This window comes from Spirosoma sp. KNUC1025 (genome assembly GCF_045160025.1).
Taxonomy (GTDB): Bacteria; Bacteroidota; Bacteroidia; order Cytophagales; family Spirosomataceae; genus Spirosoma.
Map to the genome: position 1 here is coordinate 1,282,818 of NZ_CP087139.1, position 16,222 is coordinate 1,299,039.

At 48.8% G+C, this 16,222-nt stretch carries 13 protein-coding genes and 1 pseudogene; 5 read left to right on the forward strand and 9 right to left on the reverse strand.

What is annotated here, in order from left to right:
- Complete coding sequence (locus LN737_RS05630) at positions 1 to 918, reverse strand: DnaJ C-terminal domain-containing protein (protein ID WP_405516959.1); 918 nt, start codon at positions 916 to 918, stop codon at positions 1 to 3.
- A 164-nt stretch (positions 919 to 1,082) separates the two neighbouring features.
- On the opposite strand from LN737_RS05630, the gene LN737_RS05635 reads away from it, so the two are divergent.
- Together LN737_RS05635 and LN737_RS05640 are read left to right on the forward strand one after the other, a co-directional pair.
- On the forward strand, positions 1,083 to 1,586 hold the full coding sequence (locus LN737_RS05635) for a DUF6265 family protein (RefSeq protein WP_405516961.1): 504 nt from the start codon (positions 1,083 to 1,085) through the stop codon (positions 1,584 to 1,586).
- A gap of 265 nt (positions 1,587 to 1,851) precedes the next feature.
- Positions 1,852 to 2,442 carry a hypothetical protein gene (locus tag LN737_RS05640; RefSeq protein WP_405516963.1) on the forward strand — a complete coding sequence of 197 codons (591 nt, stop codon included), beginning with the start codon at positions 1,852 to 1,854 and terminating at the stop codon, positions 2,440 to 2,442.
- Positions 2,443 to 2,559: 117 nt separating this feature from the next.
- Here LN737_RS05640 and LN737_RS05645 read toward each other — a convergent pair whose 3' ends face one another.
- Positions 2,560 to 3,207: a hypothetical protein gene (locus LN737_RS05645; protein ID WP_405516964.1), complete on the reverse strand. Its 648-nt coding sequence runs from the start codon at positions 3,205 to 3,207 to the stop codon at positions 2,560 to 2,562.
- Between the two features lie 138 nt (positions 3,208 to 3,345).
- A complete protein-coding gene (locus LN737_RS05650; protein ID WP_405516966.1) occupies positions 3,346 to 6,633 on the reverse strand; it encodes a S41 family peptidase in 3,288 nt (1,095 codons plus the stop codon).
- Positions 6,634 to 6,726: 93 nt separating this feature from the next.
- Between LN737_RS05650 and LN737_RS05655 the strand changes: the two genes are divergently transcribed.
- Entirely contained in the window at positions 6,727 to 7,218 is a 492-nt protein-coding gene (locus tag LN737_RS05655; protein WP_405516968.1) for a VOC family protein, read from the forward strand.
- Positions 7,219 to 7,236: 18 nt separating this feature from the next.
- On the opposite strand, the gene LN737_RS05660 is transcribed toward LN737_RS05655, so the two are convergent.
- Positions 7,237 to 8,085: a DUF1080 domain-containing protein gene (locus LN737_RS05660; RefSeq protein WP_405516970.1), complete on the reverse strand. Its 849-nt coding sequence runs from the start codon at positions 8,083 to 8,085 to the stop codon at positions 7,237 to 7,239.
- Positions 8,086 to 8,168: 83 nt separating this feature from the next.
- Here LN737_RS05660 and LN737_RS05665 point away from each other — a divergent pair, with 83 nt between their 5' ends.
- A complete protein-coding gene (locus LN737_RS05665; protein WP_405520321.1) occupies positions 8,169 to 9,266 on the forward strand; it encodes a hypothetical protein in 1,098 nt (365 codons plus the stop codon).
- Between the two features lie 86 nt (positions 9,267 to 9,352).
- Here the strand turns inward: LN737_RS05665 and LN737_RS05670 are convergent.
- The 3 genes and pseudogenes from LN737_RS05670 to LN737_RS05680 form a co-directional block, all read right to left on the reverse strand.
- Positions 9,353 to 9,948 (reverse strand): annotated as a pseudogene (locus LN737_RS05670) (DUF1080 domain-containing protein).
- A gap of 357 nt (positions 9,949 to 10,305) precedes the next feature.
- Positions 10,306 to 11,307: an alpha/beta hydrolase gene (locus LN737_RS05675; protein WP_405516972.1), complete on the reverse strand. Its 1,002-nt coding sequence runs from the start codon at positions 11,305 to 11,307 to the stop codon at positions 10,306 to 10,308.
- Between the two features lie 13 nt (positions 11,308 to 11,320).
- The gene (locus LN737_RS05680; RefSeq protein WP_405516974.1) at positions 11,321 to 12,223 is read right to left on the reverse strand and encodes an AraC family transcriptional regulator; all 903 of its coding nucleotides are present in this window, start codon (positions 12,221 to 12,223) and stop codon (positions 11,321 to 11,323) included.
- A gap of 335 nt (positions 12,224 to 12,558) precedes the next feature.
- Between LN737_RS05680 and LN737_RS05685 the strand changes: the two genes are divergently transcribed.
- Positions 12,559 to 13,095 (forward strand): hypothetical protein, encoded by a 537-nt coding sequence (locus tag LN737_RS05685; RefSeq protein ID WP_405516975.1) that lies wholly within the window; start codon positions 12,559 to 12,561, stop codon positions 13,093 to 13,095.
- Between the two features lie 154 nt (positions 13,096 to 13,249).
- Here LN737_RS05685 and LN737_RS05690 read toward each other — a convergent pair whose 3' ends face one another.
- Entirely contained in the window at positions 13,250 to 15,079 is a 1,830-nt protein-coding gene (locus tag LN737_RS05690) for a serine hydrolase (RefSeq protein ID WP_405516977.1), read from the reverse strand.
- Between the two features lie 39 nt (positions 15,080 to 15,118).
- Positions 15,119 to 16,132: an AraC family transcriptional regulator gene (locus LN737_RS05695; protein WP_405516979.1), complete on the reverse strand. Its 1,014-nt coding sequence runs from the start codon at positions 16,130 to 16,132 to the stop codon at positions 15,119 to 15,121.
- Between the last annotated feature and the right edge of the window lie 90 nt (positions 16,133 to 16,222).

Genomic DNA, 16,222 nt, shown 5'->3' on the forward strand with positions numbered 1-16,222 from the left:
TTACAGACTGGCTAATTGCCGGAAAAGCTCTTTTTGCTGGTCGGTCAGGTTCGTCGGTAACTTTACCTGCCACGTAATGTACAGATCGCCAAAGGTACCATCCTGCTTATAAACGGGGAAGCCCTTCCCTTTCAGTCGCACCTTCGTTCCAGTCTGGGTTTCGGGTTTTACGGTCAGTTTTACTTTGCCGTCCATCGTTTCCACTACGTGCTCTCCGCCGAGTACAGCCGTGTATAGATCTATTTCCTCATCAACGTACAGGTCATTGCCTTTTCGTTTGAATCGGTTATCCTCAGCAATAACGAACGTAATGTACAAATCACCGTTAGGCCCATTGTTTACGCCCGGTGCACCATACCCCGCCAGTTTGATTTTTTGCCCATTCTCGATGCCCGCCGGTACGGTAATTCGGATGTTTTTTCCGTTAACGGTGAGGGTCTGTTTGTGCGTAGTGTAGGCGTCGCGCAGGTTAAGGTGCAGTTCGGCCTGATAATCCTGCCCTCTAAACTGAGCCTGGCGTCGGCTGCCCGCACCGGCTTCCTGCCCGAATAGCGACGAAAAGAAATCTGAGAAGTCAGCCCCGCCGAAGCCCCCCGAAAAATCGTAATCGCCCGTGTCGCCCTGGGCATACTGCTGACGGTACTGCTGCTGCTGACGGGCATTGTTACGCTGAGCCTCCTCAAACTGTTCGGCGTGTTGCCAGTCTTTGCCATACTGATCGTATTTCTTCCGTTTCTCCGGGTCGCTCAGTACTTCATTGGCTTCGTTGATCTGCTGGAATTTCTTATTCGCTTCCGCATCATTCGGGTTGAGGTCCGGATGGTGCTTGCGGGCCAGTTTACGATAGGCCTTCTTGATCTCTTCGTCTGAAGCCGTTTTTGGTACACCCAGAATGCTGTAATAGTCGATGAAATCCATGTTGGGTGGGAGTATATTTCTTGATAATCACTCAATAAACACGGAAGAAGTTAGGAAAGTTGTGAAAATAAGTGGCCGCGAAATCTGTTCTTTTCTTACCCTTTCCTGTAGTAAATATTAGGTTTTTTAATCTTACTCTAGTTCAAACATAATTCTATATCCTGATGAAAATCAAACACCTGTTTTTGCTTTCCTTCATCTGCTTTCTTTCAATTAATGCTACGTATGCCCAAAGCGGATCTAAAACCGGTTCACTCGCTGATGTTAGTTTTATGGAAGGCCACTGGCTCGGTACGTTCAATGGCGGTCCGATTGAAGCCGCCTGGATTGCTCCCGCTGGCGACAACCTGACCGGCTTTATGCGGATGATGAAAGACAACAAGGTAACGATGTATGAAATGCTGATTTTTGAACAGACTGAACAGGGACCGATTGTGTTGGTGAAACATTTCAAGCCGGGTTTGATCGGTCAGGAAGAGAAAGATAAATCAGATCGCTACAAGTTTATCGAAGCCGGAAATAACCGGGCTTTATTTGAAAAAGAAGACGGCTCAATTCGAATCATCTATGAAAAACGTTCCGCCGATCAGCTGGCGATTCAGCGTGGCCAGCAGAAAGACGGGAAATGGGGTTTTTCGGATCTATTCGTATTCAACCGCGTCAAGTAGCGTAGCATTGTATTCGAGTACATATAGAGGCCGCAATCTGGAACCTTCGTTTCCGGGTTGCGGCCTCTGTCTGTATAAAACTGATCAGGCTTTTTCTTCGCGGATAATGCGAACCAATAACAGGCTAAACCCATCAGTCTGAATCTTGTATGTATGCAAACCCATATATGCATACAAATAAATTAACCCACGGCGAAAACAAGATTATTCCGAGTTCAGTTATACTGCCAGTCTTTACAAAAATTCACCACTCAACACTATAGCTATGAAAAAATACCTTGCAGGTGTATTAATGCTGGTTGCCATTTCGGCCACGGCTCAGGAGTACAAACCGTTTAAAGTGAATCTGTCTGTTGGTTTCGCCAAGCCACTCAATTCGGGCGTATCAGGAGGCTTTCTGGCAACCGTCGAGCCTAAGTATGGGCTCTCCGACAATTTCGATCTGGGCCTTCGTCTGGAACTGGCTTCAGTAGCGCGGGGTATCAAACAAAACGGTACCACCTATACGGGTGATGTAGGAGCCTTTACGTCTTACCTGTTAACCGGCACTTATTTATTTGGAACCGGTGGTGTTCGTCCTTTTCTGGGTGTAGGGGCCGGTTTGTACACGATTGGCGCGGGGGGTACGGTTGTGATCAGCAGCAATGGACAACCAAACCAGAACATTCAACTGGTGAGCGATAACAAATTTGGCGGTATGATTCGGGGTGGTATTAAAGCAGGTCACTTCGTCGCTGCCGTTGAATACAACGCTGTACCGACAAGCAAGAATAACTCATCCTCACTGGAGGTTACCAGCGAAAATGCGTATCTGGGTATCAAGGTTGGTGTAGACCTTGGCGGAGGCCGTCGCTAGGTCATACTTTTTGCTAAACAGGCCGCTTAGACAATCTAAGCGGCCTGTTTGTTTTAAACCGGATGGAGCCATAAGCGGTCAACATTACGTGGCTATGTGCTGTGAAACGTATCGTTTCTATTGATTACGTTCAAACGAGTATGTTTTGCCAGTTTCTAGCAGTGGGTGTGGGCCTTCTAAATCGTTGTCGGTAAGCTTATAGGCTACGTTGTCGAAAAAGACTTCGGCAATCCAGGGCTCAAACCGAAATTCGAAATAGTTATGCGCTTTATTGGCAACGGTAAATACAGAATACCGGTCGGGGCAAAGCTCGAAACGTAGCGAAATGGCTTCAGCCGTTGATTTAGAAAAAGTCGCTTTTCCGTCACTGTCCGCCATCTCACGCTGAACGTCGGTGCCGTTTTTGATGGCAAACGCTACGTAGCTTAACAACTGTTTGTTCGGGTCAACAAGCCGAACGGTTAACCCTTTTTCGGGCACCGTCCGGCTCGTAATCAGGGCGAAATCTTTTTCCGGACGCGGACGACTGTTCAAAATAATCTGATTGCCTTGCTGTTTCCAGGTGCCCTGACCCGCCCGGTCGAGCGCACCATAAGCAAAGAAAAACTCGAACGTAGCATCGGGATTGAGTTTAATACCTGAACCAATTTCGCGAATGCCGGTTAGGTAATATTCGCCAGCTACGGATTGAGTGGATGTGGATTGAGCGTCAGAAGGGGACATAGTCATGCAGGTTATCAGCCAGATAATTAAAATGCGGAACATGGATAGTGTGTTTTGGCTCGAAAGCTACGTACTATGTTCCCTGCTGAAGAGTCCCACTTACTAACTGGCAAAGACCAGTAAACAACCAGCGGAATGTAACGGCTAGATTACACTCCGCTGATTGTCAACAGGCTTACCTTATTTGCCACTGCTCAGTTTCGATGCCTTTGTTTCGTTCAACTCTTTAAGTAGTTCGGTTACAGCTTTATCCAACTGAATACTTTTACCACTGTAACTTTCGCCAATGGGCCGGGTCACCGCAATGTCGACCGGACGAGGTGCCAGCTCCATATTCTTGCCGGCGTTGTCGGTAATCTTGATGAACGGCAACCGAACGTTCGATCCGTCGATGAGTTGGGCCGCTGATGTGTAAATGATCCAGCCTGCCGTTGGTTCGCCAACCACTTTACCCAATTTGAGCGATCGGTAGCCTTCGGTAAAGTCTTCAGCGTCGGAAAGGGAATGCTGATTAGTAACCAGAATGGTCGGACTTTCCAGCGCCCGCTGCCCCAGCTGGGTACGTGCCGGTGCCGAGGGCAGGCCGCGTGGCGTCATGGTCATATAGCCTTTCCGGGTGAAAACGTCCAGGGCATAAGCATTCACAAAGCCGCCGTTATTGTTTCGGACGTCGACGACTACACCTTCGCGGGAGTGATTGTCGGCATCCAGATCAAGGTTTAACTGGGCAAGCGATTCGGCCGACATGTCGTACAGGTGAACGTAACCGAGTCGACCGTCACTGATTTTGTTTACGTAATCGCGCTGCTGCTGAACCCACTGTTTATACAGTAATCCCTTTTCCGTTACCAGGTTAACTGGCCGTATGACTACTTCGCGCGGTGGAGCTGTTGGCGAGGACGCAATCAGGAGCGAAACCCGACGATTAATCTGATTTTCAAGTAATTGGTCGAGGTTTGTCGTTGCATTGATTTTGGTGTCGTCTACGGCCAGCAGATAATCGCCTAACTTGATCGTACCGGCTATGGCGGCTGGGCCGAGGGCAATAACTTCCGTAATTCGCAGCTTGCCCGTACTTTCATATTCTGTCCGGTCGAAACGAAGACCAAGGCGGCCGGTTGTGGTCTGAACGGAGGTTGCCGGTGCCGAAATCCCCGAGTGAGAGGCATTCAACTCACCCAGCATCAGGCTAATTAATCGACGTAGTTCATCGGGCGTACGGGCACCAGCCGCCAGCGGTTCATAGTCCGTGCGGATGGATTTCCAGTTGGCACCGTGGAAGGTAGAATCATAGAACCCTTTGTTCTGTACGTCCCAGGCTTGCCGGAACACCTGCACTTTTTCATCGTTGAAATCAACATCCATTTCTGCCGTTACGCTTAGCGGCTTAGGTTCCCGTCTATCCAGCGTAATAGATTGAATCCGGCCCTGTTCAATGTAGAAAATCTCTTTACCGTCGGGGGCAAACTGAGCCGAACTTTTGCTGCCGGGCGTTGATGTTAACTGACGCGCTACGCTTTGTTCACGGCCGAGTTCATCGAGCGAATACGTATATAAGTTTTGTTGGCCTGCCACCGTAGCAACCAGTAACAGCGTTTTGCCATCCTTACTAATCGACTGTGCATCAACATCGACTCCAACCGGCAACAGACTCAGCCGCTGACGAATATTTTCAAAAACAATTTTTGTTGCCCCGCCCCGGTCAGATTTGTCTGCTGTATCGGCTTTAGCTGTTGTGTCGCGTGCCGCCGTTTTTGCCGATGAGGGCGTTACGGTAACCGGTTTCAGAGTTTTTGGAATCTCTTCGTTGAACAAGTCGCGGAACTGATCTTCCCGGAATTTTGGTGGACGAGGAACCAGGTCAATACGGGCGATCTGAGCCGTTTCGGTACGTTGGGTTGTACTGAACAAAATATATTTTCCATCGGGGCTCCAGCTCAGGTTTCCGCCAAACGTATTAGCCAGGAAACTAATGGGTTTGCTTTCACCACCGGCAGCCGGAACAACCGATATATTTCGAAACGTTTTGGCTCCAAACGACGCATAGGCAATCCATTTGCTATCGGGCGACCATACAACAGAACCGGTAGAAGCAAACGGCGGACGCCCCAGATACCCTTTGATAAGCAGACGCTCTTTTTTCGTCGCTAGATCCAGTACACGTAATTCCAGGCCGTTTCGGATGAATGCCAGCGATTTGCCATCGGGCGAAAATACGGGGGAGCTGTCATCCTGTGAGTCGTTTGTCAGGCGGGTTTCATCGCGGGTAGCAATGTCGTAACGGTATAAATGAGCGGCTCCATCCCGCGTTGATACGTATACAACGCCCCGGCTGTTGGGTGTCCAGACGGGCTGAATTTCATTAGCGGCTGTGTGACTGATCCGTGTGGCATCACCGCCATCTTTAGCCGAAGCGGCAAACACCTCGCCATGTACCGTAAATGCCACTTTTTTTCCATCCGGCGACAACGCTAACTCGCGGAACTGACTGGTTTGTTTCAGATGATCGACAGCAGGGCTGGCCGCTACACCTCGAAGCCGGATCGAAATAGGGCTAGCCTGACGGCTGGCTATATCATACTTCCAGAGGCCAAAATCACGCTCAAACACAATTGTTCGGCCGTCGGAGCTAATCGAAGGCCAGATTACCCGACCGTTGGTAAATGACGTAAGCATGGTTGGTTTGCCCCCAATTGGATGTGCGTACAGATTCTGCGTCTGGTTGCGATCGGATACGTAATAAAGCGTTTTGCCGTCCTGACTCCACATTGGCCAGAGTTCTTTAGCTCCACTTTCCGAGACCTGTTCGTAAGCAGTCTCGGTCTTCTTTCCATCCAGATGATAAAGCCAGATTTCGGCTTCGTCGAGGTGGCTACGTCCTTTCCGCCACCATTGAGATGAGGCAATACCCCGCGCCGAGAAAGCCAGTAGCTTACCATCCGGGGAGGGCGTTCCATAAAACTCATTCGCGTAGCGGTCAGCCGTAACGGCCATGGGTGTGCCTCCTGTAATCGCTACGCGGTGGATGTCGTTCATGCCTGAAATATCCCGGCTTGTCGACTGGAAATACACCATTTTACTATCCCGCGACCAGGCATTTAGCACTTCGTTGCCATCGTCGAACGTGAGTCGTTTAATGGCGCCTGTTTCCAAGGTCAGCAGGTAAATGTCACCATTGCCCGTTCGCGACGACGCAAAGGCCAGGTATCTGCCATCCGGTGAATAAAGTGGTCTCGATTCGTTATCGGGATGAGATACCAGCAGTCGGGCTTCACCACCGCCAGTCGGTACGGTCCAGATATCGCCACCCGATATAAACGCCATTTCGGCCCCATCGGGCGAAAGACTCGGCTCGGCAAAGGCAAATTTGGGCGTTGGTGACGCAGGTTGTGTTTGCCCTACCGATGGCAACGTAACGACTATGAAGAATAAGCTATAGAGCAGGAAATAGGTAGACGAAGTGCGCATTGAGCAAAGAGGATTTATTTTCGGTTGATTCTCGTTTCGGGTAGACCTGTTCATGAAGAGGACTTCGAAAAATTGCTTTTAAATTTAAATAATATGACTCAGTCTCCCTACACAATTCCCGATCAAACTCGAATTGGTCATGTTCATTTGAAAGTGGCTGACCTGGACCGTTCACTGGTCTTCTACCAGGATTTACTTGGCTTTACGCTGGTTACCATGTACGGTAAAGAAGCGGCTTTTATTTCGGCTGGCGGGTACCATCATCACATTGGACTAAACACGTGGTACAGTAAAGATGCACCACCAGCACCGGTACGTACCGCGGGGCTGTTTCATACGGCTATTTTGTACCCCACCCGTCGGGATCTGGCGATAGCGTTTAAGCGGCTTATTGACGCAAAGTATCCGATTACGGGTGCATCGGATCATGGCGTCTCGGAAGCGATTTACTTAAATGATCCTGACCGTAATGGCGTAGAATTATACTGGGATCGCCCTCGCGAACAATGGCCGGTTAAACCCGATGGCTCTATCGAGATGTTTACGCACCCGTTGGATCTGGAAGGTTTGCTGAAAGAAATCTGAACAATTCGCCCAAACGCTCTACTGCCGACGTAACGTTGCCGGTAACTGCTTGATGGCCTGAATCTGAATGTTTCGATAAAATACCTCGGCGCCCTCGGATTGAATCTGAATTTTGCCTTTGGTAAGTGGCATCACCTGCCCATCCACCAGGTGGCGGGTACGGGTAAGCATCAGATTTACTGTACCATTCAATACGTGTAAACAGGTGTCGCCGAAACAGTAAAGGTCCAGTACGTTCCATTGGCCCGACGGTTTTTCGCTGTCGGGATTTTTGATGCACCAGCGGCCAGCGGGCGTTTTATCCTGAAACGTAACGGGCGAAACGCCGGGTCGATAAACGTAATTGCCTTTATCATTTTTTTGGGCAGAAATATCGGCCAGTACGTCCATTACACCCCAGTAGTCGCCGGTATCGCCTTCCTGAACCTGAAACTCGAACGATTCCATCCAGAGCATGGGTGTGCCGTGTGGACCAACGCTATGATACAGCAATCCGCTGTCGCGCGGGCGGTCGAGTTTAGGTGGCCATTTCAAGGTGCCCCATCTGAACTCCATTCGAAGGTGATAATTTTCAAATTCAGCAAGTGTGTTGATGCCGCCAAAGGTCTCGCCGGAAATACGCAGGACTGGCTGCCCATCTACGGTTGTTACGGAAAAAACGTGATTGGGATCGTTGTTCAAACCCAATGGAGCGGCTTTTGCCGAAGAATTGCCGGTCGTATAAGGCCGGTCGAGGTAGGTCTCCCAGCCGCTGAGATCTTTTCCGTTAAACAACGATTGCCAGCGTTGAGTGAGCGACACTGACTGGGCGTTGATCGCAATAGGGGTAAGCAGAATGAGTGAGAGCAGAAGGGAAATTACGTTCATAGACTAAGAGCTTTAGGCGTTTACCAACAATTCAATGTACATCCTGTTACGTCGAAGTACTCAATTTCGCTCAGCGTATGTCTATGAAACAGTATATGTTGCCGGTTTTACTCGGCTTAGGTCTGGCTATTAGCTGCCAGAAAAAAGAAAATGCCAAAGGTGTGGACGCGGGTAATCTGGATAGCGCCAAAGAAGAAGTCTCTACGGTGGGCAGCCCGAAGCTACTCTACACCTTATCCGGAAAATACAACACGCCGGATGGTATGGCATTAGCGCCCGATGGGGCTATTTATCTGTCGGTCTCAAATCTGGCTGACAACAGTTATCCGGGGGTGCTGGTCAAATTCTCGACCGATTCGGTTCAGTTCTTCACCAGTTTGCCCGTACACCCTGAAACCAAACATGCTTGCCCGATGGACCTGGCCTTTGGGCCCGACGGTAATTTGTACTATGCCGATAACCAATACGAAAACGATAAAGATTATAAGTCACGGCTCATGCGTGTTCGGATAAAAAACGGCAAAGCAGTTGGCGTTGACCCGGTCGTAACGGGTTTTGGGTTGTCGAACGCCGTTGTTTGGAAAGGGAACACCATTTACGTAACGGATAGCCAGTGGGACATGCCTGATAACGACAAAGGGAGTGCCGTTTTTCACTTTACCCTCGATGAACTGAATAAAGGGGTAGTGGCACTAAAGCCTAAAACGATGGACCCGCACATTTTGGCTACGTTCACAACAAACGTGAACGAAACAGGGGTAGATAATGGCGCCGATGGGCTGGATTACGACAGCAAGGGAAATTTCTATACAGGGTCCTTTGGCGATGGTACGCTCTATAAATTGTCGCTTAAGCCAGATGGGAGCCTCGCTTCGAAAGAAGTGGTTACAGTAAGTGAGCCGATTGCGTGTGTTGATGGCCTGATCGTTGACCGAAAGACCGACGTAATTTATTTATGTAACTCCCGCATGAACGCGATCCAGAAAGTAATGCCGGATGGCAAGGTTAGTACGGTCGTTCAGAACGGCGATACGGATGGAAAAGATGGTCGCGTTGACCAGCCCGCCGAAGTGTTGCTTAAAGGCAATCGACTCTACATTACGGACTACGACAAACCTGAAAAGAAGTTTGTCAATACCAAAGCCGACGATGTACACACGATGTCGTACGTTGATCTGTGATACGGATCTCTGATTCGCAAAGCCCAGGCACGTAATAACTGTAGTGCTTAAGCTGCGGCCTTGCGAATCAGAGGTGTTTTGCCAAACTATAATGGTTTTAGTTCCAGCTTCCGCCAGCGAACTTTGATGCCGCCACCGTCGTGTATTTGCAGGGCAATCGAGCCTTCGCCCTTGCCAATTTTCTCGTCGTGGAAATCGACCATCGATTCTCCGTTCAGATACGTCTGTACGTGATCGCCCTCAACCCGAATACGCATTTTGTTCCATTCACCGGGTTTCAGGATATTTTCCTTTTCGTCCGGAATCTGTACCAGCCAGTTCCGGCCATACGATTCATAGATACCGCCCGTATCGTGGTTAGGGGGGCTACCTCTACCTGCCAGCCGCTAATTTTCGTGCCTTCAATGGTGGAGCGAAAAAAGACGCCACTATTGCCATTGGCTTCCTGCTTGAATTCGAGCGATAGGTCGAAATTTTTGTAGAATTTTTCAGTGGCCAGATAGCCGTACTTCTTATCAGGACCACTTTCGCAAATGAGTTCGCCGTTTTCAACGTACCATTTTTCGGTGCCGTAGATTTTCCAGCCAGAGAGGTCCTTGCCGTTAAACAGTTTGACTGTTTTGGTTGGAGCTGTAAAGGCCAGTACGGTTAACATAAAGCAAAAGACAATACAGTATTTCATTGAGTAGGTGAATTTGGAGTAAGTGAATTGATTTAGGCTGCTATCAGGGAGTAAAACTAAGCGGATTGTTTTTATTTTCCCTGTCTTCGCCAAAAAACCGCTTCTGGCACGTAGCGCCGTTATAAGTGCACCGTCTCTCAGAACAGTTTATTCAATGGACGGACAATCAGAGCCTTGTAAGTAGATCTAAAAAAGGGCAAAATTCGTCACTTGCGGTTGTTTTGCCTTTTCGGTGGATAATTCACGACCCAACTTTGAGAAAGCCGTCGCAGAAATCGAGCGTCTTGTTGAGACAATTGCGAGGTTGAGTTTTGCAGGAAAGGCGGAGTGTTATTTTTTTTGGGCGTAATCCCGTCTCTATCGTTTATGGCCCCAAACCGAGCCCATCGCCTTCACGATTAATTCGTCTACCTGTTGGAGTTGTTTAGCATTTGCAGGTAATCCTAATAGACAGTGAATCTGACCCGAAAAACAATGATACCACCCTGGTACTCCGGCTTGTCGCAGCCGCTCATAATAGGCATACCCTTCGTCACGAAACGGATCAAATTCAGCCGTCAACATCAAAACAGGGGGTAATCCACTCAATGATTGACGCTGAATGGGAGCCACTTCTGGATGGTAGGTGTCTATTCCCGGAGCGTAGGTTTGAATCGAATAGAGGCAAAACGCTTTGGTTAAAAAATAGCCCGAAGCATACTGCTGATACGAGGGATACCGGGCACTATGTTGAGGATGATCCGTCGACGGGCAATGTAAGACCTGTAATTTAATCTTGTGGCCGAGGCCCGCCTGTTGGGCTTTTTGGCAAACCACAGCCGCCAGATTACCACCCGCACTTAAGCCCATTACCATAATTCGGCTCGTGTCGCCCCCGATGGTCTGGGCGTGGGTAATTACCCATTGGAAGGCATGGAAGGCATCGTTGACAGCCGCGGGGAATTTATGTTCGGGCGCTACCCGGTAGTCAACAGCAATTACCAGAGCCCTATACGCTTTGGCCTGCCGCCAGCAATCGTATTGCATGAAGGGGAGGAAGGGGGTCACAAACCCACCGGGATGATAATATATGAGAATGGGTAAGTCCTTCGAATGGGTCGGATTGTAAACGTGGATGGGAATATTATCGGCCGTAATGGTCAAGATCTGTACATCTGAACGAGGAAAAGGCAGTACCGGTAGTTGTACATCCCGAATTTGCTCCACCGAAGCCGTTGGAGAAGCCGGCAACTCCTTTAGTGTGGTTTTTAGGGCAAGAGCTACCCGGGCATCAAGTTTGCCATTTTGACAGATTTGACTCTGCGCCAACAGATAACGAGTCTGGATGGACAGCAGCAGCAGGAAGATTAAAGTTCTCATGGTACGTCATTTTTTACCTCAAAATTGACGTACCATCGGCGAGGGTTAGTGGTAAAAACGCGACTTTCTCACCCGTGAGGGAGGAGTCCAGTCCCCCCAGCTGTCGCTCGGGCGCCTGGGCCATATCTTCCTGCCAATAGGTCTTTGGACTCATACCCGCCAGCTCGCCAAAATCCTTGGCTAAATGTTGGTAATCATGGTACCCGCAGTAGAGGGCAATACTGAGCCAATCCAGAGCAGGCTGATTGTACTTCATTCGAAAGGCCTTGGTTAGTCGGGCTACTCGGATAAAAAACTTAGGGCTGACGCCGATGCGTTCTTTAAAGCGACGCTCGAACTGGCGGACACTAAAACAACTTGTTGCGGCCAGTTGCAGGATGGATGAGTCCTCTGGGTGTTCGATTAAATGGTTGGCAACCAAGTCAATCGGATGGGTATCTATTTTAATGGTCTTAAGTAGCTGCTGTAAAAAGGCATCGATCATAGAGACCATCTCCACATATTCCTGTGCGCTATTTAGCCGTTGATTGACTCGTTGTAATTCAGCGGGGAAAATGGCTTCGGCATCCACAAAGGTATTGGTCAACTCCTGGAGGGGGATACCTACCAAACGATGCAACACCCCAGGCTGGAAATTGACCAGTAGAGCACAAAATTCAGGGCCTTCCAAATGACGATTTACCCGCTCACCTTGTTGACCGATTAAAGCGGAAGAAGGTCGCTTAATGACTTGCCCGGAAGTCACATATTCGACCCGTTCACTGCCTCTGGGAAAAAAAGCCAAGGTTTGTTCAGGCCGAGGGGCATAGGGTTTATAAGCTGGGCGTGTCTTGTCGGTAAACGTGAACTGACGCAGTTGATAGTCTTTGACAAACGGCCGCAAGGCCATACTGGGCAAAAAACCTTGACAGATCATACTTCATTACCATTGCCGGTTGAACTCCTCTGAAATCGGCTGACTACACCAATTAATGTTAAAGATAAAGTTTCCAGACTGAAAATGCATGACACTTTCTCACGTCAAACACTTCAGTTAAGATTTATGATGAGGAGCGTTTTTTTGAAAGAGTTGTATAGGCAACATTATTGTACAGCATATCCAGCTACTTAGAGGCCAAAATCCGTAACAGTCGCTAAAACCGAACCGCCGAAGCGGCAGCTTTTACCTCTCATTAACATTCTTTTACAGGTCATTAACAGACGACAGGATAGAAACTTTTAGCTTTGGTGAAATCCTTGAAAATAAAAAATATGAAAAAAATCATTTATGCGCTGATCTTACCGCTGGTAGTGGTAAGCGGACTGGTATTTGCTAATCGTGAAATTGAAGCCTCTAAAAAGTCAACCTCAAAGCCACTTTCTGCTGCTGAAAGGAAAGCTGCATTGAAAAGATGGGAGGCTACCCCTGATGGTATCAGGTACAAAAAATGGGAAGCGTCGCCCGAGGGTAAAAAAGTGTATGCCGGTGAAGCTAAAATAAGGAAGCATCTAGATTCTTTTACCAATATGGAGGCTGTTGTAACCTCTCTTTCTCTGCCGCCAGGCTCACGATTAGGTTTCGGAGTGATGGTCAGGATTAATGGTGACGATTATATTCTCAGTTTTGGGACGGAAAATTCTAATGAATTTCAGCAATTGCATAGCTTGAAAGTCAACGACAAAATAATCATAAGAAGCCATTGGGTATCGCACGCACCCAAGTATTCATATCCAATAGTATCGGGCGACTATGTAGAACGAGACAGTAAAATAATTTATAAACGTGCCCCTCGCAAAGGCGGCTGCTGAGAAAAACTATGATGGCACGATCTTTACGGAATTTAAAGGTAAAGGGAGTCAGAAATAACGTGTATAGCTATTTTTTAAAACGCTCGTTTAACGAAATGGGTACAGTAATTGTCCTAAGTCATTATATGTGAGCTTCAGTTTCAAAATGTTGTCTCTAGCGAGCTAGCAAATTCGCTAATTTGTCTTTAGCATCCTGGTCCGTAGCGTCCAGCTGGAGCGCCATTTGATACGCTTCAATGGCACTGGCTTTATTGCCACGCTTCAGATAAAGATCACCATAACGGGAATACACAATACCATCGTTGGGAAAGCGCTGTTTAGCTAGTTTCAATACGCCTTCGGCAGCCGGTAGATTGGCCGGTCTCCCGTTAACAAACTCATAGGCCATGTACGTCAGTTGATAGACGTTGAGATTCATCAACTGATACCCCGTTATGGCTTCGTCAATCCGGCCCATACGAATCAGCTCGTTAGGCAGGAAAACGCCATCGGGCATCCTCGGCCAAGGCGTTTTATCCCACTCGAGACGTAGTGAATCGATCTTTCCTGACTTTCCCCGACTAAAATAGGCTTTCGCTGTGTAATCGGTAAGGGCAATGGTATCCCGGCCGATGGGCACGCAGATAATATCGTTCCCGTTGTTGATTTTCTCAACGAGTAAGTTGCCTTTACGCCGGATGCTCACAACCTCGTCGGGGCCGCGCTGATAGCGACCTACGTAAGCGTTCAGCAATGAATCGGCCAGCACAAACGTCACCAGGGGCCTAGGTAAAAAGTCTTTCCAGTTGTATGCCGAAGCGACGGCCCGGCTAATTTCTTTCTTTAATTCATTCGCGCCATTGTTGTTATTCAGCATTACCACCAGACCGTTTCCGTCGGTTAAGCTACCCATGACTTCGGCAATAAATCCAGCATTTACGCCCGTATGATTGAAGAAGCGACTACGCTCGTCCGTCTTGGTACTTTGTTGAAGCAGAAAGGCACCCAGTCCGATCTGTTCTTTGTAAAAACCATCACTCACCGCGGCCAGGGGCGTCATCATTGCCTGAGCCGATGACTGGCTCAAAATGACGCCTTTGCCCCGGTAACTATTCTGGATGTCAATGATGATTTTGGCCAGATCAGCGGCTGTTGTGTGCAAACCAGCCGCTGCCTGCTGCGGATAGACGTACGGCATTCCTTTAAACCAACCGTTTGATGAGTACGCCCACGACGCTTTGGCTGCTAATTGGGGAGGCAGCGGCTGAGCGAACGTAGTGCTTCGTAACCCCAGCGGCTTGAAAATCAGTTCATCGGTTAACGTAGCAAAATCCCTGCCCGTTACGTCCATCATGGCCATTTGCGCTACCAGATACCCGCCCCCCGAATACCGGAATTCTTTGTTTGGTTCGCTGTTGACAACGACTGGCCGACTGTCTGTACCTGGTTTTCCCGCCAGAATATCCGGAACCGATGGTAAGGGGACTTTGTCGGGCGTGAATCCGAAATAGGCTGATTGACTGGTGCCACCCCGATGGCTGAGCAGCATCCGCAACGTAACCGGTGTTTTCCGGGTGAAATCATTCTCCGCGAGTTTCCAGGAAGTCAGATACTGATTAATCGGCGCGTCAAGACTTAATTTCCCCTGCTCTACCAACTTCAGCGCTGCCATAGCGGCCAATAACTTTGAAATTGAGCCCGCCGAAAAGATGGTTTCGTTTGTGACTGGCTTGCGTGTAGTGGTATCGGCTAGTCCGTACGATTTAACCCAGTCAATCTTATAGTCGTGGATGACGGCCAGACTCAGGCCCGGGACTTTGTGATACCGCATCCGCTCTTCGAGATTCCAGCCGGCTAAACCCGCCACAGGCACGTAAGGAATAAGTCCGTTTTCGACGGCAGTAATCCGGCTCGAAAGATTTTTGGGCGGTTGCGCAGCTGCGAACTGGAGCAGCCAGCCAGAAAGAACGAAGAGCAACGTAAGCAGGGGACAATAGATTTGCATAGTCGGTTGGTTTGCTCCCAAAACTCTGCGTTTTACGTATCAGTGTCGTCCCGAATCATACTTTGGGACCATATTTTGATATTCTTTTGGCGTGTAGCCGGTCTGTTCTTTGAACACCCGATTAAAGGTTGTTTTCGATGAAAAGCCAGCCTCGAACGCCAAAGCCAGAAACGTAACGCGCTCAGCGTCTCCTGACTCTAAACGCCGTTTTACTTCCTCAACGCGGTACGTATTGATGTAATCGGTAAACGACTGACCAAAACCTGCGTTGATCGTTCGGGAAATGACGTTGGGAGAAAGACCAACCTGCGCCGACAACGACGCTAAAGTAAGCTCAGAGTCCTGATAGAGCCGGTTGTCCTGTATTGCCTGACGAATCTGCTCCTGATGCTCACTCTTAACTGGTATAGTCAGTTGCTGTCTGACGGGATCTTCCCGTCGTTTATAGCTACGTCCGACCAGGGCGGCTGTGTAAACAAAAAAAGGCAGCAGCTGAGCCGTTAAAAAAAACTTGGGATCTTTAGGTGATAGATAGATTGAATTGACCAGCGGATCAATCATGGCTATTACATAAAACAGACCCGCTCCTCTTAGAGTGTGCTTTAGCCAACTAACCGGAGTATCAGCTTGCCGGATAATCTTTCTGCTAAGATGGACGTAATACAGCATGAGCAGGCAGCCTGCGTAGTACTCAACATAGCGCGTATAGGGTTTATGGACTGTTAGCCAGAACCAGGCTTTTGTGGTGAGTGGCTGAAATACAAGGATTAGGTAAAACAGGAGCTGAACGGCAACGGGTATGAAGTGCCGCCAGGATAGGTTATTTGTTTTGCCCAAGCGGGCCTGAACGTATCCGTAGAGTAACGGGCCAAACCCCCAGGAAAAGAACAGTGGCGTAAAATACAGCCATCGATTTCGATAGTAAATACCTGACCGGCTCAGGAAATAGTCAATGACCTGAAAAGTGAGCCCAGCCAGCAGTAAAGCCAGCCAACGATTAGCCGGTTGTTTTGGTTGAAGAAGCAGCCAGGTGGCCGTCGTGACGCCTTGCACGATGCAGAATACATCAAAAATCGTTCTTGGACTCAGATAAGCATCCATGCATCAGCTATGTACCAACTGAACTGTACCCATCCAAAATAA